The following is a 26427-nucleotide window of genomic DNA, read 5'->3' on the forward strand; positions in this document are numbered from 1 at the left end:
AAATTTGGATGGTGCGAGGAAACGCTACTATGTCCTATACGCTCTCTTGTGCCCGTTTGCAACTGGTGAATAGTGAGGTGAGTGCGCGCCCTGTAAGGGTTGCAGGGGAGTTGGGCAAGAGAAAGCACGTGGCACTCGTGCTAGAAGCAGTACCTAAAAAGTAATAGTACATACGAAGACCGGTCACACTACATGTAGGGATGGAGAGGGAGACTGTGGATTCGGATTGAGAAGAAGCGGGAATATTTTGAGTGGGTCATGACGAAGCGATCAGACCAGTTGGTATCCCCACCAATGATCGGCCTAGACGGTTCACGTTAGCTTGAGGATGTATGCGGCATCCCCGCTGAATCGTATTGGATTCACTGAATCGAAAAAGATACGCTCTTTTCTGCCTCCCATGTAGATGATCGAAAATGTCATCCTTAAAATCTGAGGACTTTTTCAGGATTCAATGCGGCACAGTCTTTGTGTAGAATCGCTCTAAGCTGATTCGTTACTGTCTAGTAGAGTTCCTAGTTGTTTAGGAGACCTTATTATGCAATATGGTCAAACTCATTCAATCAGCCATACGTAAGCGTGCACGTAAGGCGCACGCGGAAGGAGGGTCTGATGATCACAGCCAAGAGCCGGTTCGGCCACCTGACGGTGGAAGCCATCACGTTCGTGTTTGTGCTTGGAGCGCTCGCGATGATTTGGCCCGCCGTTATCGCTGTTTTCCTTGGTGTCCTTCTGGTGATCCAATGGTTGAGTGCCGAGCCAGAGGTTGTGATGCTGGTGTGGACTGAGATTGAAAATATGCCGGTCGTCGTTGCCTCTCTCCGTCGCCCCGGTGTTCCGACGATGCTCTCGTGATGAGCTTGGGCGGCGGGTTTATCGGTTGAGCGTACCGCCCGAAAGGGTGGATTCCGGGGAGAGCAGGAACGCCAACGCGGAGTTTTGAATCGGATGAGACGGGCGAGGTAAGCCTGTGTTTCTCAGCGACCGTAAGTCAATGCTCATGTCTGACCTCAAATATATTGTGACTCAAGTTTGTGAACGTTCCCTCCACTGAATCCAATCAGATTCACTGTATCGAAAAAGATTCGCCTTCTTGGGCTGGTACTGGGCTGGTAGCGGTCCAATCCTTCGAAATTCGCGGCATCCTCCCCGGATCTTTTATGGTCTGTTCTTTGCTAAGTACATTTCCTACACGAGAAGGAAGCTGGCGGCACAATGAGCTGGTAGAGATGAATGGCTCTGGTCCATTAGTTGCGAGGCGATTACGATCGCGGAATGCATCAATGCATGGAGTAATGGCACTCTTCGCATTCTGACAGACGTCTCAGTAGGGCACTCTAGCGAGGGAGGGCTTATGATGACAGTCAAAACTCTCCTCGGTCAGCAAATGTTAGCAGTGTTCATGATGGTCCTTGTGCTTGGTGCTCTATCGATGATCTGACCCGCCATCATTGCCGTGTTACCAGTGTGATCTTACCGCTCCAATCGTTCACCGCTGAACCGGAGCTGGTGCTGCTGTCATGGGCTGAGATAGACAATGTATCGGTCGTCGTTGCCTCACTTCGGCGGTCGGATCCTTCGGCATTTCTGCATGAAGGGTTTCGGGGTGAGGGCATGGGGTAAGATCACTCCGTTAGGGGCAAAACTCAATAATTAAGCTTTGCCCCTAGTAGATTCGTTACAAACTGTGAGGAATGGTGCGAGTGAAGTCAATAGCCGGGCCTGACACCAAACTCATAAAGAGGCATCTCGCTGACTCAAATGAATGCTGACATCGGAGAGGCTGACATCAATACCGGGGATCGCATTTCGCGTTCATCACGTGAGCTGGCAATCCAATTGGCATGGCTGCTATTTTCAATTGAGGGCAGACTGGGTCGTCGCCAGTATTTCTTGTCCATATTTTTTGTCTCGGGCGTCCCTTTATTGGGATATTTCGGTTTTATCTCCTTTGCTGGTTCTGGTATTACCACCATATCAGACCCATTTAATTCAAATAGGTCAGCTGACGAATGGCTAACTTCGGTGGCATTTATTCCAGCAGCTGCAGTGTGGGCTTGGGCAAGCCTAGCTACTACGTTCAAGCGGCTTCATGATTTTGGAAAGTCCACTGGAACCTTCATGGTCATAGCCGTTATCAGCTTGATCCCTGGTGCTAGCGGATTAGCATTTTTCTATTTGCTTCTCAATCCGGGCGACTCGCATGCCAACAAATATGGGGAAGGGCCTGGATGGAATAGCTGGAGCAGAGAGAGGGATTTTGGAACTCGGTCATGGCTATAAGTTGAAGACTGGCTTCATCGAAGGGGGTAGCGCGATTAAACAAACGCGTGGGAATTCAGGCACAACTTTGGGGCTGAGATGGTATTGGCAACGGTGAAAGGTGACAAGACGACGAAGGGGGCATGGAGTAATTCTCCGGTCAATTTGAAAAATAACGTTGTTTGATACTGAACTCACAAAGAGGCATTCCAGATGAATCATGCAGAAACTAACACTGAGGTTGTAGATGTCAATACCGCAGATCGCGTTTCTCGTTCATTAAGCGAACTGGCGAAGCAGTTGGGATGGCTGCTCTTCTCGTTTAAAGGTAGATTGGCTCGCGCCCCATACTTCTTGTCCACTTTCCTCCTTTACGGTATCATCCTTTTCACATATTTCGTTATTCCCTCCTTTATCGATTCTGGTCTAATAACGATTTCGGAGCCGTTTAGTTCTGGGGAATCCTCTGGCGGCTGGTCTGATTCTGCAAAGGTTGTAGGTTTCATTCTCGGAGCGGTAGTGGTGGTTTGGGCAAACTTCGCAATCACGTTCAAGCGGTTCCATGATTTCGGTGAGTCTCTTGGAACCTTCATTATATTTTGTCTCGTCGGCCTTATTCCTTATGTCGGTGGTTTTGTGTGGCTCTATCCGCTGATCAGGTCGAGTGACTTACATCCCAACGAGTATGGGCAAGGACCTGGATGGAACAACTGGAGCAAACCCCAGGTAGCTGATGCCGTTCGCTCGGATACAGCGACAGTTTCCTATAAGGATCTTATTTAGCACTTAGTTGAGTTGTGCTGTGCTGATACTTCGACTCTACTGGAGAGGGGAAATTGATTTGCCAGTTGCCTTCTGGGGCGGCTGCATATTTGCCAATCTTGTGCTCGTCGATAAGATTGGCGTCACGCTAATTGGGCTCACCAAGAGCACTTTCCTTATTCGCTTCTACATTGCGTTGGTAGTTGTGTTTAACTGCTTCGTTATCCCTGGGGTATGGCGAAGTGCGCGTTACTGGCAACTGAATCCGGTCTGGGCTCACCTTGCGAGGATTGCTTGCGTGGCGTTGGCAGCACGTGTGGCGTACACTTTTATTGTCAGATGGACACAGCCTTTTATGTGAGCCCACGTCTCGGTCGACAAGGGTAAAGTGTCATGCATGAAGTGTTCGTATCATACTCGAGCGTGGATGAGAATGCGGTACGGAAACGTCTACAGCTGCTGAAATCGCGCGGCATTCCTTACTGGTTTGCACCCGATGCAGAGATTCCAGGAGGTGAAGACTTTGCTAGCTTTATTGAGACAGCAATCAGCAATAGCAAGGTATTTCTTTTAATGGCCAGTGAAAGTGCGCTGGGGAGCGAGGAAGTCAAGAAAGAACTTGCGTTGGCGGACAATGAAAAAGTACCTATTATCCCGTTGTTCTTGGAGACCGAACTGTCCTTCCCCCCTGGTTTTAGGTATCGACTTCTCTCTAGGCAGTATATTTCCGCCACTGAAGAAGAGAATGAGGAGTGGGTATACAGATTACTTAAGACGCTAAGGTACCACGGTGTCGCTATCAGCAATGATGAGGTTCAGACGTCTGCAGCAGGGTCGCGTGAAAAGCCAAAAATCAGCAGCGGCCTGATGCCATATCTCGCAGATCGAGATCAGCAGGAAGCTCTCATTCAAAAACGGCTAGAGCAACATCTTGAACAAACACCGCACCGTCCCATTCTTTTCATAATTCACGGGGAGGAATCGCATTGTTGTGACATGTTTGTCGAACGTCTATGTAAGTACTCTATCCCTAGGCAGCTGAAGCCGATAAAAAGGTCAGACCAACTCGAATGCAAATCTGTGCGTTGGCCCGATTATTCTCCTGCCGCCCAGACATCCACAATACGGGCCCAACTATACTGGCGGGGAGTGCTCAATCGATTGGAGCTGCCACTAAGTGCGCCACATCAAAAAGTTACGCAGCGCATTGGTGCAATTCGGAGGCCCGTTTTGTTCTGGAGTAACTTGGGCAGTGATGCCTGGCAGCTCTACGAGGGTAACTTGATTGAGGAGGTCGTGCGCCTGTGGTCTGCTTTATCCGATGTGCCTGCGCCTTCGCAACCTATTATCATCCTCCTTGCCATTTCCTATCCTTCGCACACTCCATCTTTGTTTGAACGCTTGCGAAATGTAAAGCCTGACTCCCCCGTTGCTCAGAAGCTGCGAGGCCTGGTGCTTCCAAGTGAAACCGCTATATCGGTGACGGTCCTGCCAGAGCTTACAAGTCTCTCACAATCAGATATCGAAGAGTGGGTGCGCGAGATTATGCAGCCTAATGATACGGATGACGTTCTCCGTATAGTGCGAGCGGTCTTTTCAGGATCACGCAACGATGCAGAGCAACGTATTCGGGAACTGCTCGGGCATAAAATGGAAGACAAGATTTTGACCCTCCTTGAGGATGTATTTCTCAGCCGTGGTCGTTCAGGGCGATTACCCATAGGGCCTCTTGCACCACTGATGAAGACTCTGCTACGAGCGGAAGATATATTGAGGAGCATCTAAATGACTGAACTGCCGTACTCGGAATCGCCTCCAGCATCAAGGCCAACCTACAAGGAGTTAGCACCTCCAATACTCGGTGGAACAGACGATCCAGCGGGATATCTAGCAGATCGCGGGTTGGTCGATGCGGTTAATGTAGCCCTCCTTCTCCGTCAGCCACTGCTTGTAACGGGTGAGCCTGGGACAGGCAAGTCGCAACTTGCCTTCAGTGTTGCGTACCAGCTCGGACTAGCTCCCCCTTTGACTTTCGAAACTAAGTCAACATCGGTGGCACGTGACTTGTTCTATACGTTCGATAACATTGGTCGTTTTCGGGCAGCCCAAACGACGGCAACAGAATTGCCGGTGGCTGAGTTTATCTCCTTCAACGCACTGGGTAGAGCTATCCTTCTGGCTAATCCGCAGGAACAGGTGCAAGAATTCTTACCCGGGGGATACACCCACTTTGAGCAGCGGCGTTCTGTTGTGCTGATTGATGAAATTGACAAAGCTCCACGAGATTTTCCTAACGATATACTGAATGAAGTGGAGCGGTTCTTTTTTCGAGTACCTGAGGCCGGTGGCAGGATAATTTCTGCCCCTGCCGACTTTAAACCAATCGTCATCATGACTAGCAACTCCGAAAAGGCTTTACCTGAGGCGTTTCTCCGGCGCTGTATCTTTTACAGTATTCCATTCCCTGATCCTGAGCGCCTCGAAGAGATTGTCTTTTCCCGTCTGATCGGGAAAGTTGAAAAAGGAGCTCCGTTGCTCCAAGAGGCACTCGAGTTCTTTCTTGAGCTGCGACATCCGGATAGCGGGTTCAGGAAAAAACCCGGGACGGCTGAGCTATTGAATTGGTTGGTCGCAATGTTGGAGTTTGGCTGTGATCCAAACACGTCATTACGGCCTCAGTACCGCACAGTAGAAGCCACTCTTTCTGCCCTATCGAAGCTAGTCGAGGACCAGGGGCGTCTAAGGGATGATTTTAGACAGTGGTTGAAAAAGTGAATATGTCTTGAGGAATGTTTAAGTACGAACTGTTGCACGCTTTCTATGCTGATCTTCGCGCTCATGGGTTTACCGTGGGAGTGTCGGAACAGATGCGTGTTAACCACTTGCTGCTACAACTTCATGCAGCCGATGCGTTTCCTGAGTCTCAGATGTCCCTCTGCAATATGCTCAGTTCAGTTCTATCAACCAATGATGAGCAGCAGAGGTACTTCCGTCAAAGATTTCATCATTGTTTTGGAGCCATAACGTCAGCAAAGACAAGCCACGCTGAAGCAGTCTGGTTGACCGATTTAAGCTTGGGGGCTGATAACGCTCAGATTGCGAAAGCGCGTATAAAGACAATACGCCGAGAAACTGAGTACGACGCCAGACTGTTTCGGGCAAAGATGCTCGTCGCAATGATTGCAACAGCGCTGTTGCTCGTGATTCTGCCGCACGTGGCAATGTTCTTTCTAATAGACAATATCATCACATCATCCCCTCTGGACGAAGGTAGGGGACCTTTAAAGCCAATGCCTCCTGGGGATTCTAAATCGTCACAGCACAAGTCATCGGGATCGGTCTTTGGTGGGAACGCTCAGGGATGGCTTTCTCCATTAAAGATGGACGTCTCCAGCATCCCGCCACCGGAGTCTTGGATCGGGACAGGCATGCTAGCTCTGACATTCCTCCCCTTCGCCGTGCTTGCCCTGTGGGCGGCCATCCCATCACGACGCAAGGATGCGTTTGTCAATCGCAGAAAGACCGAAGGGACTGCTGAACTGAAGAATCTGCTTCTTTCTGCCCCAATGTATAACCCATTCGACCAAGCTAACGTACACCGCACCATACAGGGTTTGCGTCGTCCTAGAAAGGTGGAATCTGAAGATCTAGACGTTGACCTCACGCTGGATGCTACGCTACGAAATGCTGGCATGTTTACACCAGCCTATGCGCGGCATCCTGTTGCACCCGAGTATCTAATCCTTGTGGAGCGTAACAGTCGAGAAGACCACGTCGCGCGATATGCAGAATCCCTTGTATCAGTCCTGAAGAGATCTCAAGCCTATTCCGATGTTTTTTATTTCGAGGGTGATTTCCGGCGCGTCTTCCGCAGTAGCGACAGCCCGAGAATCGCAATTGAGGAACTGGTTGGACGCTATCGTGCGCACCGTCTCATTCTGATTACTAACGGCAATGGGCTAATTGATCCTGTGTCAGGCAAGGTTTGGGAATGGGCGGCCGCGGTGGCACAGTTTGAAAGACGGATCTGTCTGACCCCCACTTCTCCTGGGCTGTGGGGCTACCGAGAGGCTTCCATTTCGACTTTACTTGAAATTGCAATTTTACCTCTTCTTCCCGAGAGTATGGAGTTAGTAGTTCAAATGCTCACGAGTGACCAAGTGGATCTATCACATAAAGTTTGGGAGCCACCTGCTTCTTCGGAACGACGTGAGGATCTAAACAGATTAGCAGACTTGCTAGAGGATCGACGCAACCTTTGGTTATCATCGAGTCGTCCTGCAGAAAACAGTCTTAGAGCGATGGAAGTGGCAGCTCGGTCAGCATTGACCCTAGACGGTTATCGATGGCTGGCTGCATGTTCTGTCTATCCTGAGTTGAACTGGAATTTGACCCTGTATATTGGCTCCACGCTGAAAGGGGATGACGGTGTCCCCTTGATTGGTCCCAAACGCTTGCTGCTGCTCGCGATGCTGCCTTGGTTTCGCGAGGGGAGCATGCCCATATGGCTCCGCTTGCACTTAGCCAGTTCAATGTCTCCGTCTGAATTAAGGCAAGTACGGGCTCTTGTCTCAAAACTCTTGTTGAGCATCTTCGAGTTTGCGGGTAAGACGGTGCCGCTACAGTTGGCCATGGAACATGGCCAACTAGGGAGCAGGCACGATTCGGATGCAGAAAGCGTGGAATTGGAAGATTCATTACTCGCCGAGTTTTTATCCAAGCCTCCACGCAGTGACCAAGGGCTGTTTAAGCTTCCTGCTGCTATAGCAAAATACCTGCGGACTGGTCGGATACCCAAGATCATGCGGAGAGCCACCCCGGATACCACGGTACAAGAGACGAGAGCCAACGCAGAAGCTCTGACAGCCACGCTCAAACATGCCGGGGTAGATAGCGTGACGGTGCTGCGAGGGGCGCATGCCGAGCTGGGGGAGCAGGCAGGATATCGACCTGTGCAATCCTTCATTAAGCGAGATGGGGATCAGATCATCTTACGGGATGAATACTTTCTCTTTTTACCAACAGATTCGCTGACGGGTAGGTTGCTTGATGTAGAAACAGTTACCATTCTCCTCCATCGGACCCGGTTGGTTACCCGCATGGCGCTGCTTAATCTTGTGTTGATGTCAGTATCAGCCTTTTATTTTTCTGAGAACATCCTGAATTTGTACAATAATGACGCAATATCAGTTGGGATTATCTGCTCTTGGATCTTATTGCCATCCTCCCTCTTGAACTTCTTGGTTCTTCATCGATTCAAGAACTGTCTCCGGCACTTCCCTATCTTTGGGCCTATTAATGGTGTACGACACAAAGCAACACAGTTCAAGTTGGTAACTAACCAACCCAACGGTTAGGCTATAGTTCTCCGCTTCACGATATTCTTGAACACATCAATTGGGGCATACTGCTCCCTGATGAATGGATCTTGGGGGCTGGCAGTATTATTGGCTTAGTGGAGACTGCGATCACCCATATCCATTGAAGCTGAGGATGATCACGGCACGGGCACGGTGATCGATCCAAGATTGAGTCTTGACAATAGTAAGGGGTCGCCCATCTCGAAGGCTCCGGTCAAGAGGGCACAGCCGATCATGCCCTCCGTATCCTACAAACGGGGCGAGGTCTCCGACGACGTCTTCCCTCGCCATGGTGGTCGCGTGACTCCGTCGCATCCCGGTTGTCGTCGTCAGCAGTGTCAGCTCGGATTTGAGCCGCACCAGTCACCCATCAGGATCAAGGCGTGGGAGCGAGCCCCGTCGGGGATCCACTCCAGCCCCTGGCACCTCGTGCCCCAGACAACCGTCGGTTCCCGGCCGTGTCCAGCATACCTACGCACAGGACGTCTGGCTACCAGCGGGCTGGCGCCAACCCCATCATGGCTCACGGTCGAGGCGTCTCAGTCCCCACGCCAGTGGCGAGGGAGTTGAAGGGGGAAGACCGGGGCTAATCGGGAGTGCGAGGTGTGGCCTCAACCCCTTTGCGAGCTCCCAGCTCCCCCCAGCTCTGCCGCGCCTAGCCAAAAGCGCGGGACAGATCGAATGGCACCTGCGCACGGAGCATGTGATAGCAGGCCCGCGCCAATTTATGGGCCACGGCCTTCAGCGCCACAAGGGGATGCGTCCGTGCCTGCTTGCGCTGATAATACGTGCGAATCACGGCCTCATAGCGAATGGCGAAGTGCGCCGCCTCGATGAACGCCCAGCTTAAATACTTGTTGCCGTTCTTCGTGTTGCCAGCCCCTTTGCGTTTGCCGTTACTCACATGTTCGCTGCCGACACAGCGACAGTAGGAGGCGAAGTGTCCCACGGTCGCAAACCGCCGCAGGTCACCGGCTTCCAGGAGAATGGTGCCCGCCAAGATCGGCCCGATTCCGGGGACGGTCTGTAAGAGCACATAGCCCGGCTGAGTCCGCCCCGCTTCCCGAACCGTGCCCTCAATCGTGTGAATCTCGTGCTCCAGACATTGCAGCACAGCCAACGAACTGCTGACCGATTGCACATGTTCGGGAAATGGCACAAGTGCCTGAATGCCCTCTGGGGTGAGCTGTCGAAGCCGAGGGAGGGAGAGCCGATTGCCAGTCAGTCGTGTCAGCAGGCTTTGTAGGCTCAGCACGACCATGGTCTTGTGCCGAACCAACTGACTGCGCTTCCGCAACAAGTCCCGCACGGCCCGTTCCGCTTTGGGGTAAATGTACCCGGTAGGGAGCAAACCTAGCCGGAGTAAATGGGCTAACCACTGCGCATCGTGTTGATCGTCAACATGCTTGAGCCCACTATACTGCGGCAGGGCTGGTGCATGAGCGAGGTGGACCCGGTACCCTGCTTCCATGAGCCCGTCGACTAACCAGTACCAATTATAGGTGGACTCAACGACCACGCCCTGCAGCGTGGTCTGATACGGTGTTAAGGCCGTGAAGATCACGGCCAGGTCATTGCGGAGGCGTTTCTGATACAGCACTCGATCCGCTTCATCAATCACGACCAGCACACTATTCGTGGCATGGAGATCAATGCCCGCATAACACATCATCGCAACCTCCTCGGTTAAAGTGGATGAGCCCGTCGCGTTAGCAACGACTCTACTCTTCAAGAGAGGAGCCTTCGAGATGATTATCGGGAGTCTTTATCTTCATTCTGCGTTCAGCCGCTGCCGATTTCTGACGCCTGGTAATTGAAGAGTTGTTGGCCTGTTCGGTCGTGTGGATTCCCGAGCCTACTGAACGCCACCGAGAGGTTTTAGGATCCTTACTGACCGATACGCTCACTCGCTCGAACCTGGTCCCAGACGCGCACCTAGCGGCACTGGCGATCGAGCATGGGCTGACGCTCTGCTCCGCTGATCGTGACTTTGCACGGTTCCCAAGTCTCCGCTGGGAGGACCCTCTCCAGCAGAAATAATCCTCATAGTAAAAGTTTGAGCGTTGTTCTTGCTCTGAACGTTAGCCTAGATTCCCACCACCAGGCCGATCGCGATAACCTCTTTAACGAGAAGGCCAGTGCCAGAACGTGCTACGTACATCTGTACAGTGAATCAATTGGGATCTCTCTAGAATCCAATTAGATACACTGGCGAGGTCCTTTCCCCTTATGATGCTGCACAATCCGCGATAGGGTGAGGCACAATTGTGGTTTTCTCACGGCCCATTCCTTGCTGGTAAGATATCGTCAACGCGTCAGTCTCGTCTCATGCACCATTTTATGGTGGGCTTTGTGTCGCCTCGTGTTACAACTCCGTATCTGGGAGGATGTATGACATTCATGATTCTTCGCATCTGTCTGCTTAGCGTGGTTGCGGTACTGGGGATAGGGGGGCCCGTCTGGGCTCAGTCCACCGAACGTTCGTACGCGTGGCAACAGGGGCCGCTCGACGCGCCGCTTGGAGAACAAGCGACGCTCACGCTGTCGGCCGACTATCGGTTCTTGGGGCCACAGGATACTCAACGGTTGTTGAAAGAGATGGGGAATTTCCCCTCGGGTGCTGAGCTAGGACTGGTAACCGGGGGCTCAGGGGACAGTGAGTGGTTTGTCGTGATTCGATTCATTGATGCAGGGTATGTCGAGGATGGTGATGCCTCAAACTGGGACGCTGATGAGATGCTGACGTCCATTAAAGAAGGAACTGAAGAAGCCAATGCGAAACGGCGTGAGATGGGAATGCCGACCCTCAATATTCGTGGCTGGGAAGAGAAACCGCATTACGATAAGGCCACCAACAAAGTAGTGTGGGCCATTTCGGCCGAAGGTGGCCAAGGGACGACAGTCAATTACAATACCCTCGCCCTTGGCCGTCATGGATACATGAGTATGAATCTTGTAGCCAATTTGGCTCAGTTGCCTACACTCAAACCCCATGCGGCGAACCTCTTATCAAATCTGAACTTTGTGCAAGGCAAGCGGTACGTAGATTTCGACAGTACGACCGACAAGGTGGCGGCGGTTGGGTTGGCTGCACTCGTGGCCGGTGCCGCCTTTAAGTCTGGATTGTTTGCGAAGCTACTCTTGCTCATCATTGCATTCAAAAAGGTCATTCTTCTTGCGGGAGTGGCTGTGGTGGGTTGGGTGTGGAAGATCGTGAAGGGCCGCTCTACTCCAAGGCCATCGGCCTGATGGAGGCGAGATGAAGACCCTGCTTGCCCTGCTGGCTGGAGCGAAGTTCGGTAAGGTGTTGCTGACCTCCGGCACGATGCTCTTGTCGGTCATTACCTATAGCTTCATCTATGGGTGGTGGTATGCCGCAGGCTTCGTTGGACTGATCTTTTGTCATGAAATGGGGCATTTTATTGCAGCTCGACAACGTGGATTGGATGTCGGGGCTCCGACCTTCATCCCATTCGTCGGAGCCTGGATTCAGCTGAAAGAACAACCGATGGATGTGGAAACAGAAGCCTATGTGGCCATGGCTGGACCGGTGGTCGGAACCATTGCGGCCATGGGGTGCTACTATGCCGCTGATTTCTTACAGAGTCCGCTTCTCCGGGCTCTGGCTTATGCGGGGTTCATGCTGAATCTCTTCAATCTGATCCCGCTCGCTCCGCTGGACGGCGGGCGCATTACGTCGATCATTTCGCCAAAAACATGGTGGATTGGAGCACCCTTGATCGTGGCCCTTTTTCTTTGGAACCACAGTCCCATGCTCTTGCTCCTGGCGCTTCTGTCGATTCCCCACCTGCTCTCAACGTTCCGACGGACTGGTTCAGCGATGCCTGAACGGTATTACGATGTCTCACCGTCGACGCGGTGGAGCTATGCCGCCTACTATCTGCTGCTCGCGGGCTTTTTAGGCGTGATGACGTACGAGACCCATCGGGCTGTGGGTCTGTAGTCGCGGTTCTGAAGTTCTGTGCTGCCCCGTGGAATACGTCTGGCCTCAGCGTAAATGCCGGATTTAGACAAACTCGTTTTTGTGGAGTGACAGGAAGGGAGGGAACTGGTCAGTGAATAATGCCGAATCGCCAAACTTTGCGTGATGGTGATGTGGTTTCGATGGAGGCGATGTCGACAAGCATGAGTCCGAATGGTTAGTATCGTCCGTTTCCATCAAGACTCCGAATGAGGACGGCGCGGCCGTGATGATCGAGCCAGGATTGAATCTGATCACCTACATGGGCTGGGCGGTCAATTCTGGTGTTTTCATCGTGCGGAATCCGGAGTTCTCTTCCATGGGTATCTCGAATCAAGTAGGCCGCACCTTCCACGGACTGGACTTGGCCGACCACCGATGTGGACGACAGCTCCCGAGTCGATAGCCCTTGACGTTTTTGTTCACCCAACGTTCCAGACACAATCCCCAATCCCAGATATTCCTGTGATGACTGTGCTGGTGAGACGGTCTGTGCGCAGCTGGTTGCCAGGATCAGTAGAGCAGGGAGCCACAGGGTAGGTCGGCAAGTTATGAGCGCTGGTATCATTCGGTGTGCCTCCAGGGGAAAAAGGGATGGGAGTTGGCTCAAGTGGGAAGCAATCTGTACTCTGCTGTCACTATTTCATAGAGAGCTGGAATGCTCAAGGAAGTGAGGGAAATGGACATGCTGAATCGGACGAGAACCGGGCGCAGCTACAGTCCTGTGTGAATCTCACCAGGGCATGGTTTTCAACAGTCAGATTTGGTGGGGAGATCATGCCGCTTTGGCAGGGCGCCAGCGGAGTCCGACGTTCAGGAGTTCTTGCAGCAGTTCAGTGTAGGCGTAGCCTGTCTCCTTGGCCGAATCGGCGAAGTCTTCGTCTTCTGCAATTTGAGGATTCGGATTGGCTTCCAGGACATAGAGTTGCCCCTCGGCGTCCATTCTCATATCAATTCGAGCATAGCCGCTCAATCCAAGCGCACGGTAGACTCGCTTGGTCAAATCTTGAATTTCCTGAGCTTTGCCATCCGGCAGGTGGGCGGCTTCTCGTGAGGTAATGCCATACTTCTCCTGATACTTCGGACTCCATTTCACCCGCTCGGTTGCAATGCGTTTGGCGTCCTCTGGTAGCTTGTCCATGATCAATTCCCATACAGGCAACACTTGGAGATGTCCGTTACCGATGATGCCCACGTACAGCTCACGACCTTCGATATAGCGTTCCACCAAGGCCCCACTCCCTACGCTGTTATGGATGAAGGCAACGCGCTCACTCAGCTTGTCGTCGTCTTCCACGATGGAGGCTTGAGAAATCCCCAACGAGGCTTCTTCGCTGACTGATTTGACGATTAGTGGGAAGGTCAGCTGTTTTGGTCGTTTGGCGACCCGTCCTTGTGGGACATCCATGAAGTCGGGGTAGGGGATCCGATGGAAGGCCAATACTTTCTTAGTCAGGACCTTGTCCCGTGCCAGCATGAGGCCCCGGGGGTTACAACCGGTGTACGGCATGTGCAGCAGTTCCAGGTACGACACCACGTGCTGATCATAGACCGCCACGCCGTCAAACTCCTCCAGTAGATTGAAGGCGATATCCGGTTTCCACTGATCAATGGCAGCCTGGATCACACTGAGATCGCTCTTGACGCCGAGTGGATATACATCATGGCCCAGTTTCTTCAACGTCGTGACGACATCATATTCCGTTCGCCAGGCAACCGACTGGAGATCGTGCCCACTCACCTGCTCGGGTGGGACGAGATCCTCATGCATCAGGACGAGTACGCGCAGTCGCTTCACAAGGCCACCCGATGTCGTCCACTTCGGAGAAAGTTCATGGTATGGACCGTCAGTAAAATCGTAAAATCGAGTTTGGCCTGTTCTTCCGCCATGGGGACTCGAAGGTTGAGTTCTCGACAACGTCGAATCATATCCTCCAGCACTTGATCGATGGTGTATTGATATTCGCCGGTCCAGCTCGCAACTTTTTTTCGTACCTCTCGGCGGAAGCGGTTGAGAAAGGTGGCGGCGCTCATCTTATGGGCATGATTCGGTAAGGTGGAGAAGAGTCGTTTGAGATCGGGGTCATATTGGAGATGCCGATCGACTCCATAATGTCTCCGTTTGCGTTCGTAATGCTCTCTCAGTGTCTTCTTGATGGTGGGCAGCGCATCTACTTCTTCTTGCGTGGTCACACAGGGCGGCGCGTCGGCGATCTCCTTCATGAGCCCGTCCACATATCGAAGTTTTTTCAGGACCGGCCATCCTCGATAGCGCTCCTCCCAGAGCGAGTCCGGCGTCAACCAGACGGCGAAGGTCTCAGCGAAATCCTCATCGGGATGGCTTTGTGCGTACCACAAATCGAGATGACGGACGAAACTGCGGCTGTAGGGCCGTGGCGAGTAATAGAGCGGATACCGTTGCGAGGACTTTCCAAACATATCCTGCCTGGTTTTCCGGCGGCGGATCTTGTAGGCGTTCTCGATGGCGTGTCCGGCTTCATGGCGGAGAATCCGCAAACACCACTCGGTTGTCCCGCCTTCCACTTCCAACATCTGTGTTTGTTCAAGTTTCGCCAATCGCGGATGAGCGAGGTAAAAGGGAACGGCAATGCCGGGCACTCCGTCGGGGGTAAACCACTCATTCGACAGCCAAAAGTGAGGGCGGAATTGAAGTCCACGCTGTCCCAGTTCTTGGATCAGCTCTGCGATCGGTTGCTCGACAAAACTGCCCTTCAGCCCGATCTGTAAATCACACATCGGCAGATCCAAGAGCGCCTCGTCGGCCCATGATGCCCACGGGGCTTCATCATGGCTGGTGACCGGAGTCTTGAGTATGTCGGATATCATGCGGTCCATACGAAAAGCCTTCCATTATGGCCTGTCGGTAGACTGCACGAAAAACTATAGTAATCAGCCGCTGGGCCAACGATGATTGTCCTGTCGGGGTCTGAGGAAGCGTGAAAAGAGGAAGAAATTGTCCGAAGACGTACCAGTTTGAACCGGGGCGACGGCTCGCGAGGATATTCCTGTTAGGGGAATTGGGAGAGCCGAGCCATCAGAGCCGGTGTGGAGTCCCAGATGTGGTCGATGACCGACTCCACATATTCCCGCGCTTCGACGATATCCCGTTCCCAGTTCGGCAGGGCTTCGTGGAGGTCGAGAATCGGCGAGTCTTCGCCGAAAGCGATCTCATTAAACAGCGGGGCATTCACCCCAAACTTGGCCTGAATAAATTCGCGATGGCCCAGACCCATGGCGATCACGAGATCACTCCGTTGAATCAATTCCTTTGTCAGTATTTGGGGGACATGGGCGGATGCATCGGTGCCTTTGAGGCGCAGCCGGTTGAGAATCACGGGATGAATCTTTTGGGCCTTGGCGTCGATGCCCGCTGATTTGACGTGATAGCCGGATGTTTGACCGAGTTGAGCTCGCAACGCATATTCGGCGGCCACGCTTCGGAAGACATTACCGGTACAGACGAAGAGAATCGATGGGGCCATAGATGATCTGTTTACCTCTCCAGGAGTTGAGGAGTCGACAGCACTGCAACGGGACCGGTACAATTGACGGATGAGCATACCACTGGTTTCAAAAGCTGTCCCTAAACTAGACGAAGCGACGGAGAAGATGCAAACACGCCTGTGCCGACTGGTCGGACAGGCCATTGCCGACTATCGCCTCATTGAGGAAGGCGATAAGGTGATGGTGTGCTTGTCCGGTGGAAAAGACAGTTATGGGTTGCTGGATATCCTGATCATTCTCCAGCAACGGGCGCCGATTCGGTTCGACCTGATCGCAGTGAATTTGGACCAACGTCAACCCGGCTTTCCGGAACACGTGCTTCCACAGTATCTCACCAGCCGAGAAATCCCCTTCCATATTGAAGCACGCGATACCTATTCGATCGTCAAGCGGCTTATTCCCGAAGGGGAGACGACTTGTTCACTCTGTTCCCGCCTCCGGCGAGGCCATCTCTATCGCATCGCAACGGAACTCGGCGCCACGAAGATTGCGTTAGGCCATCACCGGGACGACATCGTTGAAACCCTGTTCTTGAATCTCTTTTATACCGGCAAGCTGAAGGCCATTCCACCGAAGCTGCGCTCGAAGGACGGCCGACATCTCGTCATTCGCCCATTGGCTTTCGTCAAAGAAGCGGATCTGGCTCGATATGCGGAGTTGCGGGCCTTTCCGATCATTCCTTGCGATCTCTGTGGGTCACAGGAAGATTTGAAACGAAAAAAAGTGAAGGCGTTTCTCCGGCAATGGGAACAGGAGTCACCCGGTTGCTCCGACAGCATCGCGGCGGCTATTTCTAATGTTGCGCCGTCACTCCTGATGGATTCGCGCCTCTTTGATTTTGCTTCATTGACCTCAACGGCGACCGATCAATCTGACGGTGATGTCTGGCTGGATCATGAACCAGCTCCGCACGAGCCAGTCGAGGCCTCTCCACAGCCGCTTGAGTTTCTCCGTTAGATCCGGGTCACTCTCATTCCCGAACTCCGTTGCCCCTGTGTGCCTCGTCGGTCTTCGGGGCGTTGTGTCTGAGTGATGCGAACAGCGTAGGGAAGACCATCGCCTGTGGTTTCGCATCAAACGGAGATGGCAAAGAATCAATGAAACGCGCGCTGGTGGGTTGAGAGAAGATTTGCGAGACGGGTGTGAAGTGCTCCGAGATCATCAAGCAGCTCGATGCTTGTATCCTCCAAGAAGTGCTTTATTGCACAGGCCCCCTGACCACCCACGGCGACAGGCCAGCGTTGAGAGAGCGTTCGTAAGCCATGGAGCAAGTGATGTACTCCTCCCTCTGGTTTTGTTTCAGTTACGGACAAGAGAATGAGGTCAGGACGCACGCGTTCGCATAGCGTCTCCAAATCCGCCAGCGGGAGATTGGGGCCTAGGTAGTACACATGGCAGCCGCGAGCGGCAGCGAGGTAGGTGGCGGCCTGCGCGCCGATTTCATGATACTCGCCTTCGGGACAAGCCACTACTACGCGGGGGCCAAACTCATTAACCGGCAGTTGGTTCATCACAGAGAATAATTTCTGCTGGATGACCTTCGTCACGTAATGTTCTACCGCGATATTCACCCGTCCTTCATGCCACAGTTCTCCCACTCGTCGCTGTAGGGGGAGAAGAATCCGCTGTACGGCCTCTTCGAACGGGATTACCGCGATCGCTGCGTTCAGTTGCTGTTCAAATCGACTTTTATCAAGCGGATCAAGGCGAGAGATCAGCTCATCGAGCAGCGAGCGGTGAGGGACAAGCTCCTGCTGTTTTGGGATTGCACTGACGTGCATTCGCTGAAGGAGCGAGTCTCGTCCCTCCATCGCAAGCCCGCCGATTGTCTGACCGCGATCCAACTCCTCTTTCAGGAAACGGAAGAGAGAAACGTCCTCATCGGTGTATTCTCGATAGCGATTGGCGCTTCGTGAAGGTTTGACGAGGCTATACCTCCGTTCCCAAACCCTGATCACATCCTTCGAAAGTCCCGTGAGTTTCGCAACTCTATGAATTCTATGTTTATTCATATCGATTCATAATTTAGATCACTGTCCAATGTTTGTCAAATATTATAACCTATAACAGTTGACACATTGGACATATTAGGCTATACATTGGACATAGCATGAGTCATACATTAGACATGTGGAGTGGGGAGGACGTCATGATTATCACGAGCACGAGTACAAATAGCCACACCGCCGCATTCCAGAGTTCCCGAGTCACGTCGCAACACACCTGCACGAGGTGTGGCGGCCTCATGGTGGGCGAAATGTTTATTGAGCTCTGGAGCGTCGCAAGTAAGCACGACGAAGGCGCAAGACGCTGTGTGCAGTGTGGTGATGTCATTGACGGGGTCATATTGAGGAATCGACGGATCGGAGTCGTTTCAAACTCTCTTCCATCAACGGCAACAGCAGTTTCTGAACTGGAGCCTCGAGTCGCAGCCTGAAACGTTATTACCTGGGTAATGGGATAACCAAGGAGGGTAAAAATGCGGAGACCAGCGCTCAGACAATTAGCCGTGGGGGTCGTCCTTACGGCCGGGACGATCACTTTGGCCACAGCCGCCGACCTACCGACCAGCGACAAGGATATGGTGCTCATCCCGAAGGGCGAGTTCACCATGGGGAGCAGCGAACATGCGGATGAAGCCAAGCATCAGGTCGTCCTCGACGCCTATCTCATCGACAAGTATGAAGCCTCCAATGCCCGGTACAAAGAGTTTATGAAGGCCACCAGTCATCCCGCCCCCGCCTATTGGGACGATCCCCGTCTGAGTAAGCCCACCCAGCCGGTCGTCGGCGTCAGCTGGACCGACGCCCATGCCTTCTGCAAGTGGGACGGCAAGCGCCTGCCCACGGAGGCCGAGTGGGAACATGCGGCCAAAGGCCCCGACGGGGACAATCACTATCCCTGGGGCCACAAGCTGGACCCGAAGAAAGCCAACTATGGCCAGAACGTGGGCCGTACGATGCCGGTCGATTCATATCCGGAAGGGGTGAGCGGGTTTGGGGTGTACAACATGGCCGGCAACGTCTTCGAGTGGGTCGAGGATTGGTATGACCTGACCTACTACAAGGACAGTCCGGCGCTCAATCCCCGCGGGGCGGAGAAGGGCTACAACTTCGCCAATCAAGGGCCTGTGAAGGTCCTGCGGGGCGGGTCGTGGCTGGCCCCGGAGACCTCCCTGCATACGAGCCATCGCTTCTGGAATCAGCCGGACAACAACTCCTATGGGGTCGGATTGGGGTTCCGCTGTGCGAAGTCGGTCGTAAGCATCTCGGACGAAGCGGTGCAATCGGGCCGGGAGGCCTTCATCCAGGCGCTCGTCGCGATGGGGGCGGAAAAGCATGCCGAAGCCCTCGCGGCCATCGACAAGGCCTTGGCGGCTGATCCCGGCAACCCGGAATATCTGGCCACCAAAGAACTCATCAATAAAAGTCTGAAGAAAAAATAGTCTCTCGATCCGCTGGAAAAACCGGGTTGCCGTTTGCGTCCAGCGAACCACTATTCGTGGAGGACAGTATGAGAAGAGCCAAGGCGGCGATAGGATTCATGCTGATAGTAGGATGTCTGTCGATCACCATAACGGCACAGGCGGATGATTCCCTGATCCCGGCGAATATGGTGTACATAGGCTATGTCCCGTCGGTGATGGGTCTCGACGGAGGGGAGCCGGCGACAGCCAGCAATAGTTCTGCGGCGTACTCTCAACGCAATAGGACGCCTGCGAGCACATTTCATGACGAGAGTCCGGCTCATATGGTGTTTCTAGACCCGTACCTCATCGACAAGTACGAAGTCTCGAACAAGAATTACAAAGACTTCATCAAGTTGACGGGGCATTCCGCCCCAGCCTATTGGGATGATCCCCGCCTGAATCGTCCGGAACTGCCCGTGGTCGGAGTCAGCTGGAACGACGCAAGAACCTATTGTGAGTACGTAAGCAAACGACTCCCGACGGAAGCCGAGTGGGAGAAGGCGGCCAGAGGGCCACACGGCAACCTCTATCCCTGGGGGAATGATTTTGATCCGGCCAGGGCCAATTTCGGAAAGACCCACGAGGCAACCATGCCGGTGGACTCGTATCCTGACGGGGTCAGTTTTTATGGTCTCCACCACATGGCAGGGAACGTATTCGAATGGGTCTCAGATTGGTACGATCCTCGTTTCTACAGCCGGTTGGAACCGATGGTGAACCCCACGGGGCCACCGAAACCTGTATGGATCGGAGGCACGGGAACCTATGTGGATTTTCTGACGCTGGATGAAAAGCGGGTAATCCGTGGCGGCTCGTGGATCGCCCCTGAAGCTACACTGAGAGCCACCCATCGATTCTGGAATCATCCAAGCAACAACAGCTACGGCGTCGGTCTTGGATTTCGTTGTGCCAAGAGTGCTCCGTCTGAAATCGAACTTCAAATCAGACAGGCTCATACCACGGCCCTTATGGAAATGGGGCGGGAACACTTTGTCGAAGCTCAGGAGGCGGTAGCCCGAGGATTATCGATTGATCCGAAACATGCTGAATTGCAGGAGCTACGATTGATGATTGAGCGGGCGAAGAAACCTTGAAGGGCCTGGCGCAGTTATCAGTAATGGAGGCGGACATGAGATCTTACACTCTTTATATCCTTGGTATCTCCTTCAGTGCGCTACTGATGGCCGAGGGGACCCAGGCTGGCCCTCTTGAATCAACTGATCACCCACACGAAGAAAGTGTGTCGGCCGTTCACGAAGCAGAACATGAGGTGGACCATGCATGGGAGGTGTATCACCGGGCGGCTCTCGGAGGGACGGTGGCATCCCCGAAACTGCAGGCCAAGATCGAAGAGCATTTGCATCAGGCACGTACGCTCATTACCCAGGCTCAGGAGGCCGCTGATCAAGGCGACACCGACCAAGTAGAGCGTCTCGTCAAGCAAGTGCGGACCCATACGATCCACGCCATTGAAGGGAGCAAGGAGTCAAAGCAATGAAGACCGCGTTGTGGAACCGCCGAACTCAACTAGCACCCATGACCATATCAATGGTTGCCCTTGTGGCCATCACCCCATGGTTCTCTACGGAGGCGATGTCCGCACCGAAAGAAGTCGATCCCGTGGCGATGATCGCCATCTCAGCCGGGGAGTTCTTGATGGGCTCTCCGGAAGGACAGGGCCGGGCCGATGAGCACCCACAACGAGCCGTGTATCTTGATGCGTTTGGCATCGACCAAGTCGAAGTGACGAATGAACGGTATATGGCCTTTGTGAAATCCACCGGCCATCGCACACCTCCGAATCCGTACGGCACCGGCCCCCTTACATTGCTCACCGGCATTGAGCATCTTCCAGTGGTGCAGACGACCTGGTACGACGCCAAGGCCTACTGCACATGGGCGAAGAAGCGATTGCCGACCGAGGCGGAATGGGAAAAGGCGGCACGGGGGACTGATGGGCGAGTATATCCTTGGGGGAATGACCCTCCCACGGCGAGGCATGCAAACTTTGATCGAGAATGGGACGAGGAGCGCACGCTGCACGCCGTCGGTTCACTGCCTGACGGGGATTCTCCGTATGGCGTGAAGGATATGGCCGGCAATGCCCGAGAGTGGGTGGCGGACTGGTATGACGCGGACTACTACAAGGACGCGCCACCACGCAATCCGCTGGGGCCGGACAAGAAAGGTGTGGTGCGGTCCATTCGTGGCGGGTCCTGGCACAGTCCGGTCTCCGATCTGACGACCACCGCTCGTGGGCGGGGTGGATTTGCGCTCCAGACCCATGGCACCGGATTTCGCTGCGCCCGTAGCCTCGAGACAGAAAGTCAGAAGAAGTAGGAGGTCTCTCGCGCGATACGAAGATTTCAACGGCCGGTGAAGGCAGGCAGGTTCGCTTGAGGAGGAGCCCTGTTGGCTAGCACATCATCGATACCACGTGTGCAGCTTGTGAGAGGGAGGCCCGTATGACCCCCAGTACCGTGTCCATAGCACTACCGGCCATCAACCGTGCGATGGGGAGTGTGAACATGAGGCAGCACGTCGTGGGTAGGCCTCGCCATCGGGGGAGGGGATAGTAAATGAACAGAAGCACAATTGGGCCACTCTTCCTGGTGATCGTATTGAGCCTCACGCTCGCTGAGCCATCGGCCCAGTCGGAGCAACTCATGCCGCTGGATCCGGTTCCTCCCGACTATGCAGACAAGCGCATGCCCACCGGCTGGTGGACGGATCTCAAAATCATCAAGGAGGGCAAAGATATTTATTTTGGGGATGTCCATCCACTTGTCGCTTGTAATTCGTGCCATGGTCAAGATGGACGCCCCGTCAATAGTGGAGGGGGACTCCGAGACCAGAAACACACCAGCCGTTTTTCAGACAGCTACTGGTATTGGCGAGTGGCGGAGGGGATTCCTAAAACACCTATGGTGCCCTGGAAAGCGCTCCTCTCGGAGGATCAGATCTGGAAAGTGATCGCGTTCGTCCATACCTTTTCGCATAAAGGGAAACCCTCCCAACATACGGAGTTTAAGGCAGAGTCACGACCGAAGAAAGTCACCATCAAGGATCCGGCTCCAATGGTCCTCGTACCGGCTGGGGAATTCCTCATGGGAAGCAATGAAGGCAATGTCGATGAAAAACCGGCGCACCAAGTTTATCTTGATGCCTACTACATCGATAAGCACGAAGTGACGATCGGACAATACGGAGAATTCTTGGACGTGAACAGTTTCGACCCTCCCCCTCTATGGACGACCATGGCCCAGCCGTCTTATGAGAACCGCCCTGTTGTCAATGTCGATTGGAAGGATGCGAGCAACTATTGCAAGTGGGCCGGCAAACGGCTGCCGACGGAAGCGGAATGGGAGAAGGCTGCGCGGGGGACGGACGGGCGGCTCTATCCTTGGGGTAATGATCCACCCAGTCCAGCCCGAGCAAATTTCGGCAAGGAGCGGGACAAGTGGAACAACCATGAGGCGCTCGTGCCGGTGGGGCAAATGAAAGAGGGAAAAAGCCCATACGGGGTCTATGATCTGGCGGGAAATGTTTGGGAATGGGTGAACGACTGGTATGACCCCGACTACTATGCGGCCAGCCCATCGCGAAACCCGCAGGGGCCGGCAAATGGAAAATTTAAGGTCATTCGAGGTGGCTCCTGGGACCTCGCCCCAGAACGGCTGCGCTCAGTACAGAGGGACCTCAACATCCCTACGACCACCGACTATGATTCACCGGCGTACCGCAACTTCAATAGCGGGTTTAGGTGTGCAAGGAATCCCTAATGAGATCGTGGCTCTGCCATCGCCGTCTAATTTGGCCAGCCCATGCTGGCAAGGATTCCTATCTCCGTTCTGGTCGGCAGAGCCGAGTGAGGAGGAATCATGGCAGGCAAATTGCCGCACTATCTCAACCTGTCCAGAGGGTCTCTGCTGATCGGCGCCCTACTTATGGCCGGAGTGATCATTGTGGTCTTCGGCGGGGAACATGCGCTCTCCAGAACCGAGTTTTGTGTCAGCTGCCACTCCCAAACCTATCCTTATGAAGAGCTGAAAAAGTCTTCCCACTATGGCGCACTGGGAGCTGATCCTGGCTGTAAGGACTGCCACGTGCCTCAGGGTTTGGGGAACTTCCACTTGGCTGTGTGGACCCACGTCTATGATGGAACACGGGCTGTGCTCGCAGAGATGAAGTATGACTACTCGACGATCGAGAAATTCGACGAGCGGCGGCAGATCATGGCCCACTATGCGCGCATGTCGCTCAAAAATTGGGACAGCGTCACGTGCCGGGAGTGCCACAAGAATACCAAGCCGCCTGGTGTATCGGCAAAAGCCACCCACAAGAAGATGGAAACAGAGGGTGCCACCTGTATCGATTGCCATCAGAACCTTGTGCATAAAAAGGTGCCGGAGATGGACCTCAACGCCAGTAAAGCGCAGGGCGTCATGATATTGAGAGAAACAAAGGACTCAAAAGAGGAAGACTGACATACCCGGCAAATTGACGCGGTGAATCAGCAACGATGACCATGACGACACCTCATGGGGTGTCCTCCTAGAGTATTTTCTAACGGCTTTAACTAAAGGAGGAATGGATATGACACACCAGAACCCACGACGAGCTGCGGCGCTGACAGGAGCACTCGTCATGCTCTTTACCGCCACCCTGCCTCTTCAGCCGACCTTCGGCGAAGGGGGCGCACGGCGGGATACCGTACGGCAAGAACAAACCGTCAAAGACATTCTCAAGCATGCGATGGAAGCGGTGGACCATGGCAAGCAGGGGCATACTGAGAAGCTTGTAACTTCTGCGGAGGCCTCGCTGCAGCAGGCGGTGACGGGAGGGCGGGACCCGCATGTGGCAGAAGCGATTGCGAATCTAAAAGCGGCGATTGAGCAGGGTAAGGCTGGTCATCCTGACGTAGCTACAAAACATGCCGAAGCTGCCGTCGCACATCTCTCTCAAGGCAAGTGAAGGATGAACGCCTTTAAGAGAAGGCTGGTTTCGACGAACGGGTAGGTGAACGTAACCCTGCCCGTTCCGACCGTATCATTTCTCGACCATGAGACATAGGGCGCAAAAAACTCACGGACTGTGCCGCTCTGATCTGCATGCGTCTCCAGCACAGGGGTATGAGCGACCGGTGAGCCTCAGGCGGTTGCGTGCGAACCACGTGTAGGCCCTCACGACCATCGGTTCGACGAAAGAAAAACGAGTGACCTTCGCCAGGAATCCCAGGCCCACAGCCTCCCACATGGCGCGGAAAACATCCACGCCGGTAATGACGGTTCCATCAGTCCAACGGGCATGAATGATTCTCCCAAGTTCAGTGGGGGATATGGCTATGGATGCTGGATCATAGTCCGGCCGGGAGAAGTCGCAAAATATCAGCCGCTGGTGTCTGTCTAGTCGCCTCATGAGGGCGATTTCTCGATCGCAAATAGGACACGCTCCATCGAAAAATACTGTGAGTGGGTAGGATGCCATCTGATCGATCTCATTGCGTCAGCGGCGAGAGGCGGTTTGCCTCATCAATTGATCCAGCCTGTGATCCAACTCGGAGAAATTATCAAGGGCCCTGATTCATGACCAAGAGAATTTTTTATTGAATGTACCTTATGACGCAATGCTGGATGACCATCATGCCAGAGCTGCCCCACCTATGCCGGGAGTAGGAATTAACAACTCCTCTCGAGCCAATTTTGACCGCTCTCCAATGGAGGCTCCGGTATTCAGCTGCTGCTTGAAGAACCGCAGCAACGCGACATCTTCAGCAGAGTAATTACTGTAACGATTGGTTGTTCTCGTTGATTTGAGGATCTCAAACCGCCACTCCCATACTGGAACTAAATCTCTTAAGATGACGCAAGTTTTCTAACTACATGAATTATATGAAGATTAATACTCAGTGACTCAATCATACAATAAGATGTTCAATGTTTGTCAATTGATTTAGAAAATAACACTTGACAGATTGGACATATTTGCTTATACGGTAGACATACATTGGACACACAGTGGACATTCTGAAGCGATCAAATAACATCTTTGCTCTACCAGGATTAGCCTGGTGACATTTCACAGAAGGGGGCCATCATGCGGAGACCAGCGCTCAGACAATTAGCCGTGGGGGTCGTCCTTACGGCCGGGACGATCACTTTGGCCACAGCCGCCGACCTACCGACCAGCGACAAGGATATGGTGCTCATCCCGAAGGGCGAGTTCACCATGGGGAGCAGCGAACATGCGGATGAAGCCAAGCATCAGGTCGTCCTCGACGCCTATCTCATCGACAAGTATGAAGCCTCCAATGCCCGGTACAAAGAGTTTATGAAGGCCACCAGTCATCCCGCCCCCGCCTATTGGGACGATCCCCGTCTGAGTAAGCCCACCCAGCCGGTCGTCGGCGTCAGCTGGACCGACGCCCATGCCTTCTGCAAGTGGGACGGCAAGCGCCTGCCCACGGAGGCCGAGTGGGAACATGCGGCCAAAGGCCCCGACGGGGACAATCACTATCCCTGGGGCCACAAGCTGGACCCGAAGAAAGCCAACTATGGCCAGAACGTGGGCCGTACGATGCCGGTCGATTCATATCCGGAAGGGGTGAGCGGGTTTGGGGTGTACAACATGGCCGGCAACGTCTTCGAGTGGGTCGAGGATTGGTATGACCTGACCTACTACAAGGACAGTCCGGCGCTCAATCCCCGCGGGGCGGAGAAGGGCTACAACTTCGCCAATCAAGGGCCTGTGAAGGTCCTGCGGGGCGGGTCGTGGCTGGCCCCGGAGACCTCCCTGCATACGAGCCATCGCTTCTGGAATCAGCCGGACAACAACTCCTATGGGGTCGGATTGGGGTTCCGCTGTGCGAAGTCGGTCGTAAGCATCTCGGACGAAGCGGTGCAATCGGGCCGGGAGGCCTTCATCCAGGCGCTCGTCGCGATGGGGGCGGAAAAGCATGCCGAAGCCCTCGCGGCCATCGACAAGGCCTTGGCGGCTGATCCCGGCAACCCGGAATATCTGGCCACCAAAGAACTCATCAATAAAAGTCTCAGCAAAAAGTAGACGAC

The 26427-nt window shown here is 53.7% G+C and carries 27 protein-coding genes; 18 read left to right on the forward strand and 9 right to left on the reverse strand.

Annotation, left to right across the window (positions count from 1 at the left end; translation table 11 throughout):
* The first annotated feature begins 612 nt into the window (after positions 1 to 612).
* The 6 genes from COMA1_RS06540 to COMA1_RS06570 all read left to right on the forward strand — a co-directional run bounded on the left by COMA1_RS06540 (position 613) and on the right by COMA1_RS06570 (position 8381).
* A complete protein-coding gene (locus tag COMA1_RS06540) occupies positions 613 to 855 on the forward strand; it encodes a hypothetical protein (protein WP_090745486.1) in 243 nt (80 codons plus the stop codon).
* A 906-nt stretch (positions 856 to 1761) separates the two neighbouring features.
* The gene (locus tag COMA1_RS06545) at positions 1762 to 2283 is read left to right on the forward strand and encodes a DUF805 domain-containing protein (RefSeq protein ID WP_090745489.1); all 522 of its coding nucleotides are present in this window, start codon (positions 1762 to 1764) and stop codon (positions 2281 to 2283) included.
* A 192-nt stretch (positions 2284 to 2475) separates the two neighbouring features.
* A complete protein-coding gene (locus COMA1_RS06550) occupies positions 2476 to 3045 on the forward strand; it encodes a DUF805 domain-containing protein (RefSeq protein WP_090745492.1) in 570 nt (189 codons plus the stop codon).
* Positions 3046 to 3417: 372 nt separating this feature from the next.
* Positions 3418 to 4809 (forward strand): TIR domain-containing protein, encoded by a 1392-nt coding sequence (locus tag COMA1_RS06560; RefSeq protein WP_090745498.1) that lies wholly within the window; start codon positions 3418 to 3420, stop codon positions 4807 to 4809.
* On the forward strand, positions 4810 to 5799 hold the full coding sequence (locus COMA1_RS06565; RefSeq protein WP_090745501.1) for an AAA family ATPase: 990 nt from the start codon (positions 4810 to 4812) through the stop codon (positions 5797 to 5799). It abuts the gene before it with no gap.
* 14 nt (positions 5800 to 5813) lie between these two features.
* Positions 5814 to 8381 carry a hypothetical protein gene (locus tag COMA1_RS06570; RefSeq protein WP_090745504.1) on the forward strand — a complete coding sequence of 856 codons (2568 nt, stop codon included), beginning with the start codon at positions 5814 to 5816 and terminating at the stop codon, positions 8379 to 8381.
* Positions 8382 to 8492: 111 nt separating this feature from the next.
* On the opposite strand, the gene COMA1_RS06575 is transcribed toward COMA1_RS06570, so the two are convergent.
* Both COMA1_RS06575 and COMA1_RS06580 read right to left on the reverse strand, forming a co-directional pair.
* Complete coding sequence (locus COMA1_RS06575; protein WP_090745507.1) at positions 8493 to 8744, reverse strand: hypothetical protein; 252 nt, start codon at positions 8742 to 8744, stop codon at positions 8493 to 8495.
* A 295-nt stretch (positions 8745 to 9039) separates the two neighbouring features.
* The gene (locus COMA1_RS06580) at positions 9040 to 10056 is read right to left on the reverse strand and encodes an IS110 family RNA-guided transposase (RefSeq protein ID WP_090742717.1); all 1017 of its coding nucleotides are present in this window, start codon (positions 10054 to 10056) and stop codon (positions 9040 to 9042) included.
* A 167-nt stretch (positions 10057 to 10223) separates the two neighbouring features.
* Between COMA1_RS06580 and COMA1_RS21980 the strand changes: the two genes are divergently transcribed.
* The 3 genes from COMA1_RS21980 (at position 10224) to COMA1_RS06590 (ending at position 12348) form a co-directional block, all read left to right on the forward strand.
* Positions 10224 to 10424, forward strand: a complete 201-nt coding sequence (locus COMA1_RS21980; RefSeq protein WP_342672687.1) for a PIN domain-containing protein — start codon at positions 10224 to 10226, stop codon at positions 10422 to 10424.
* A 351-nt stretch (positions 10425 to 10775) separates the two neighbouring features.
* Positions 10776 to 11633, forward strand: a complete 858-nt coding sequence (locus tag COMA1_RS06585) for a DUF2167 domain-containing protein (protein ID WP_176697892.1) — start codon at positions 10776 to 10778, stop codon at positions 11631 to 11633.
* A gap of 10 nt (positions 11634 to 11643) precedes the next feature.
* The gene (locus tag COMA1_RS06590) at positions 11644 to 12348 is read left to right on the forward strand and encodes a site-2 protease family protein (protein WP_090745513.1); all 705 of its coding nucleotides are present in this window, start codon (positions 11644 to 11646) and stop codon (positions 12346 to 12348) included.
* Positions 12349 to 12544: 196 nt separating this feature from the next.
* Here the strand turns inward: COMA1_RS06590 and COMA1_RS06595 are convergent, their stop codons facing one another.
* From COMA1_RS06595 to COMA1_RS06610, 4 genes are all read right to left on the reverse strand, one after another.
* Positions 12545 to 12934: a hypothetical protein gene (locus COMA1_RS06595; RefSeq protein ID WP_090745516.1), complete on the reverse strand. Its 390-nt coding sequence runs from the start codon at positions 12932 to 12934 to the stop codon at positions 12545 to 12547.
* 207 nt (positions 12935 to 13141) lie between these two features.
* The gene (locus COMA1_RS06600) at positions 13142 to 14164 is read right to left on the reverse strand and encodes a D-alanine--D-alanine ligase family protein (RefSeq protein ID WP_090745520.1); all 1023 of its coding nucleotides are present in this window, start codon (positions 14162 to 14164) and stop codon (positions 13142 to 13144) included.
* Positions 14161 to 15222, reverse strand: a complete 1062-nt coding sequence (locus tag COMA1_RS06605; RefSeq protein WP_245630876.1) for a putative zinc-binding metallopeptidase — start codon at positions 15220 to 15222, stop codon at positions 14161 to 14163. Before COMA1_RS06605 ends, COMA1_RS06600 begins: the two co-directional genes overlap by 4 nt.
* A gap of 173 nt (positions 15223 to 15395) precedes the next feature.
* Positions 15396 to 15869 (reverse strand): arsenate reductase/protein-tyrosine-phosphatase family protein, encoded by a 474-nt coding sequence (locus COMA1_RS06610; RefSeq protein ID WP_090745523.1) that lies wholly within the window; start codon positions 15867 to 15869, stop codon positions 15396 to 15398.
* Between the two features lie 70 nt (positions 15870 to 15939).
* Between COMA1_RS06610 and ttcA the strand changes: the two genes are divergently transcribed.
* On the forward strand, positions 15940 to 16848 hold the full coding sequence (gene ttcA / locus COMA1_RS06615) for a tRNA 2-thiocytidine(32) synthetase TtcA (RefSeq protein WP_090745526.1): 909 nt from the start codon (positions 15940 to 15942) through the stop codon (positions 16846 to 16848).
* A gap of 137 nt (positions 16849 to 16985) precedes the next feature.
* Here ttcA and COMA1_RS06620 read toward each other — a convergent pair whose 3' ends face one another.
* The gene (locus COMA1_RS06620) at positions 16986 to 17903 is read right to left on the reverse strand and encodes a MerR family transcriptional regulator (protein WP_090745529.1); all 918 of its coding nucleotides are present in this window, start codon (positions 17901 to 17903) and stop codon (positions 16986 to 16988) included.
* Positions 17904 to 18370: 467 nt separating this feature from the next.
* Between COMA1_RS06620 and COMA1_RS06625 the strand changes: the two genes are divergently transcribed.
* The 7 genes from COMA1_RS06625 (at position 18371) to smbP (ending at position 24334) form a co-directional block, all read left to right on the forward strand.
* Complete coding sequence (locus COMA1_RS06625; RefSeq protein ID WP_090745533.1) at positions 18371 to 19336, forward strand: formylglycine-generating enzyme family protein; 966 nt, start codon at positions 18371 to 18373, stop codon at positions 19334 to 19336.
* 68 nt (positions 19337 to 19404) lie between these two features.
* A complete protein-coding gene (locus COMA1_RS06630; protein WP_090745537.1) occupies positions 19405 to 20454 on the forward strand; it encodes a formylglycine-generating enzyme family protein in 1050 nt (349 codons plus the stop codon).
* Positions 20455 to 20489: 35 nt separating this feature from the next.
* Positions 20490 to 20858: a hypothetical protein gene (locus COMA1_RS06635; RefSeq protein ID WP_090745539.1), complete on the forward strand. Its 369-nt coding sequence runs from the start codon at positions 20490 to 20492 to the stop codon at positions 20856 to 20858.
* Positions 20855 to 21700: a formylglycine-generating enzyme family protein gene (locus COMA1_RS06640; RefSeq protein ID WP_245630880.1), complete on the forward strand. Its 846-nt coding sequence runs from the start codon at positions 20855 to 20857 to the stop codon at positions 21698 to 21700. The genes COMA1_RS06635 and COMA1_RS06640 overlap by 4 nt, the downstream gene beginning before the upstream one ends.
* A 239-nt stretch (positions 21701 to 21939) precedes the next feature.
* Positions 21940 to 23142, forward strand: a complete 1203-nt coding sequence (locus COMA1_RS06645) for an SUMF1/EgtB/PvdO family nonheme iron enzyme (protein WP_090745542.1) — start codon at positions 21940 to 21942, stop codon at positions 23140 to 23142.
* Between the two features lie 99 nt (positions 23143 to 23241).
* Positions 23242 to 23847, forward strand: coding sequence for a NapC/NirT family cytochrome c (locus COMA1_RS06650; protein WP_090745546.1), 606 nt, complete (start codon positions 23242 to 23244; stop codon positions 23845 to 23847).
* A 109-nt stretch (positions 23848 to 23956) separates the two neighbouring features.
* Positions 23957 to 24334 carry a small metal-binding protein SmbP gene (smbP, locus tag COMA1_RS06655; RefSeq protein ID WP_176697893.1) on the forward strand — a complete coding sequence of 126 codons (378 nt, stop codon included), beginning with the start codon at positions 23957 to 23959 and terminating at the stop codon, positions 24332 to 24334.
* 111 nt (positions 24335 to 24445) lie between these two features.
* Here smbP and COMA1_RS22135 read toward each other — a convergent pair whose 3' ends face one another.
* Together COMA1_RS22135 and COMA1_RS22140 are read right to left on the reverse strand one after the other, a co-directional pair.
* Positions 24446 to 24847, reverse strand: coding sequence for a thiol-disulfide oxidoreductase DCC family protein (locus COMA1_RS22135; protein WP_090745552.1), 402 nt, complete (start codon positions 24845 to 24847; stop codon positions 24446 to 24448).
* Between the two features lie 153 nt (positions 24848 to 25000).
* The gene (locus COMA1_RS22140; RefSeq protein ID WP_090745554.1) at positions 25001 to 25222 is read right to left on the reverse strand and encodes a MerR family transcriptional regulator; all 222 of its coding nucleotides are present in this window, start codon (positions 25220 to 25222) and stop codon (positions 25001 to 25003) included.
* A 234-nt stretch (positions 25223 to 25456) separates the two neighbouring features.
* Here COMA1_RS22140 and COMA1_RS06670 point away from each other — a divergent pair, with 234 nt between their 5' ends.
* Complete coding sequence (locus COMA1_RS06670) at positions 25457 to 26422, forward strand: formylglycine-generating enzyme family protein (protein WP_090745557.1); 966 nt, start codon at positions 25457 to 25459, stop codon at positions 26420 to 26422.
* Positions 26423 to 26427 lie beyond the last annotated feature (5 nt).

Source organism: Candidatus Nitrospira nitrosa, assembly GCF_001458735.1.
Lineage (GTDB): Bacteria > Nitrospirota > Nitrospiria > Nitrospirales > Nitrospiraceae > Nitrospira_D > Nitrospira_D nitrosa.

Excerpts from the sequence above, each read along its gene's own strand:
- COMA1_RS06540 (WP_090745486.1), top strand. The coding sequence starts at position 613 with ATGATCACAGCCAAGAGCCGGTTCGGCCACCTGACGGTGGAAGCCATC.
- COMA1_RS06545 (WP_090745489.1), top strand. The coding sequence starts at position 1,762 with ATGAATGCTGACATCGGAGAGGCTGACATCAATACCGGGGATCGCATT.
- COMA1_RS06550 (WP_090745492.1), top strand. The coding sequence starts at position 2,476 with ATGAATCATGCAGAAACTAACACTGAGGTTGTAGATGTCAATACCGCA.
- COMA1_RS06560 (WP_090745498.1), top strand. The coding sequence starts at position 3,418 with ATGCATGAAGTGTTCGTATCATACTCGAGCGTGGATGAGAATGCGGTA.
- COMA1_RS06565 (WP_090745501.1), top strand. The coding sequence starts at position 4,810 with ATGACTGAACTGCCGTACTCGGAATCGCCTCCAGCATCAAGGCCAACC.
- COMA1_RS06570 (WP_090745504.1), top strand. The coding sequence starts at position 5,814 with ATGTTTAAGTACGAACTGTTGCACGCTTTCTATGCTGATCTTCGCGCT.
- COMA1_RS06580 (WP_090742717.1), bottom strand. The coding sequence starts at position 10,056 with ATGATGTGTTATGCGGGCATTGATCTCCATGCCACGAATAGTGTGCTG.
- COMA1_RS06585 (WP_176697892.1), top strand. The coding sequence starts at position 10,776 with ATGACATTCATGATTCTTCGCATCTGTCTGCTTAGCGTGGTTGCGGTA.
- COMA1_RS06590 (WP_090745513.1), top strand. The coding sequence starts at position 11,644 with ATGAAGACCCTGCTTGCCCTGCTGGCTGGAGCGAAGTTCGGTAAGGTG.
- COMA1_RS06595 (WP_090745516.1), bottom strand. The coding sequence starts at position 12,934 with ATGATACCAGCGCTCATAACTTGCCGACCTACCCTGTGGCTCCCTGCT.
- COMA1_RS06605 (WP_245630876.1), bottom strand. The coding sequence starts at position 15,222 with ATGGACCGCATGATATCCGACATACTCAAGACTCCGGTCACCAGCCAT.
- COMA1_RS06610 (WP_090745523.1), bottom strand. The coding sequence starts at position 15,869 with ATGGCCCCATCGATTCTCTTCGTCTGTACCGGTAATGTCTTCCGAAGC.
- ttcA (WP_090745526.1), top strand. The coding sequence starts at position 15,940 with ATGAGCATACCACTGGTTTCAAAAGCTGTCCCTAAACTAGACGAAGCG.
- COMA1_RS06620 (WP_090745529.1), bottom strand. The coding sequence starts at position 17,903 with ATGAATAAACATAGAATTCATAGAGTTGCGAAACTCACGGGACTTTCG.
- COMA1_RS06625 (WP_090745533.1), top strand. The coding sequence starts at position 18,371 with ATGCGGAGACCAGCGCTCAGACAATTAGCCGTGGGGGTCGTCCTTACG.
- COMA1_RS06630 (WP_090745537.1), top strand. The coding sequence starts at position 19,405 with ATGAGAAGAGCCAAGGCGGCGATAGGATTCATGCTGATAGTAGGATGT.
- COMA1_RS06635 (WP_090745539.1), top strand. The coding sequence starts at position 20,490 with ATGAGATCTTACACTCTTTATATCCTTGGTATCTCCTTCAGTGCGCTA.
- COMA1_RS06640 (WP_245630880.1), top strand. The coding sequence starts at position 20,855 with ATGAAGACCGCGTTGTGGAACCGCCGAACTCAACTAGCACCCATGACC.
- COMA1_RS06645 (WP_090745542.1), top strand. The coding sequence starts at position 21,940 with ATGAACAGAAGCACAATTGGGCCACTCTTCCTGGTGATCGTATTGAGC.
- COMA1_RS06650 (WP_090745546.1), top strand. The coding sequence starts at position 23,242 with ATGGCAGGCAAATTGCCGCACTATCTCAACCTGTCCAGAGGGTCTCTG.
- smbP (WP_176697893.1), top strand. The coding sequence starts at position 23,957 with ATGACACACCAGAACCCACGACGAGCTGCGGCGCTGACAGGAGCACTC.
- COMA1_RS22135 (WP_090745552.1), bottom strand. The coding sequence starts at position 24,847 with ATGGCATCCTACCCACTCACAGTATTTTTCGATGGAGCGTGTCCTATT.
- COMA1_RS06670 (WP_090745557.1), top strand. The coding sequence starts at position 25,457 with ATGCGGAGACCAGCGCTCAGACAATTAGCCGTGGGGGTCGTCCTTACG.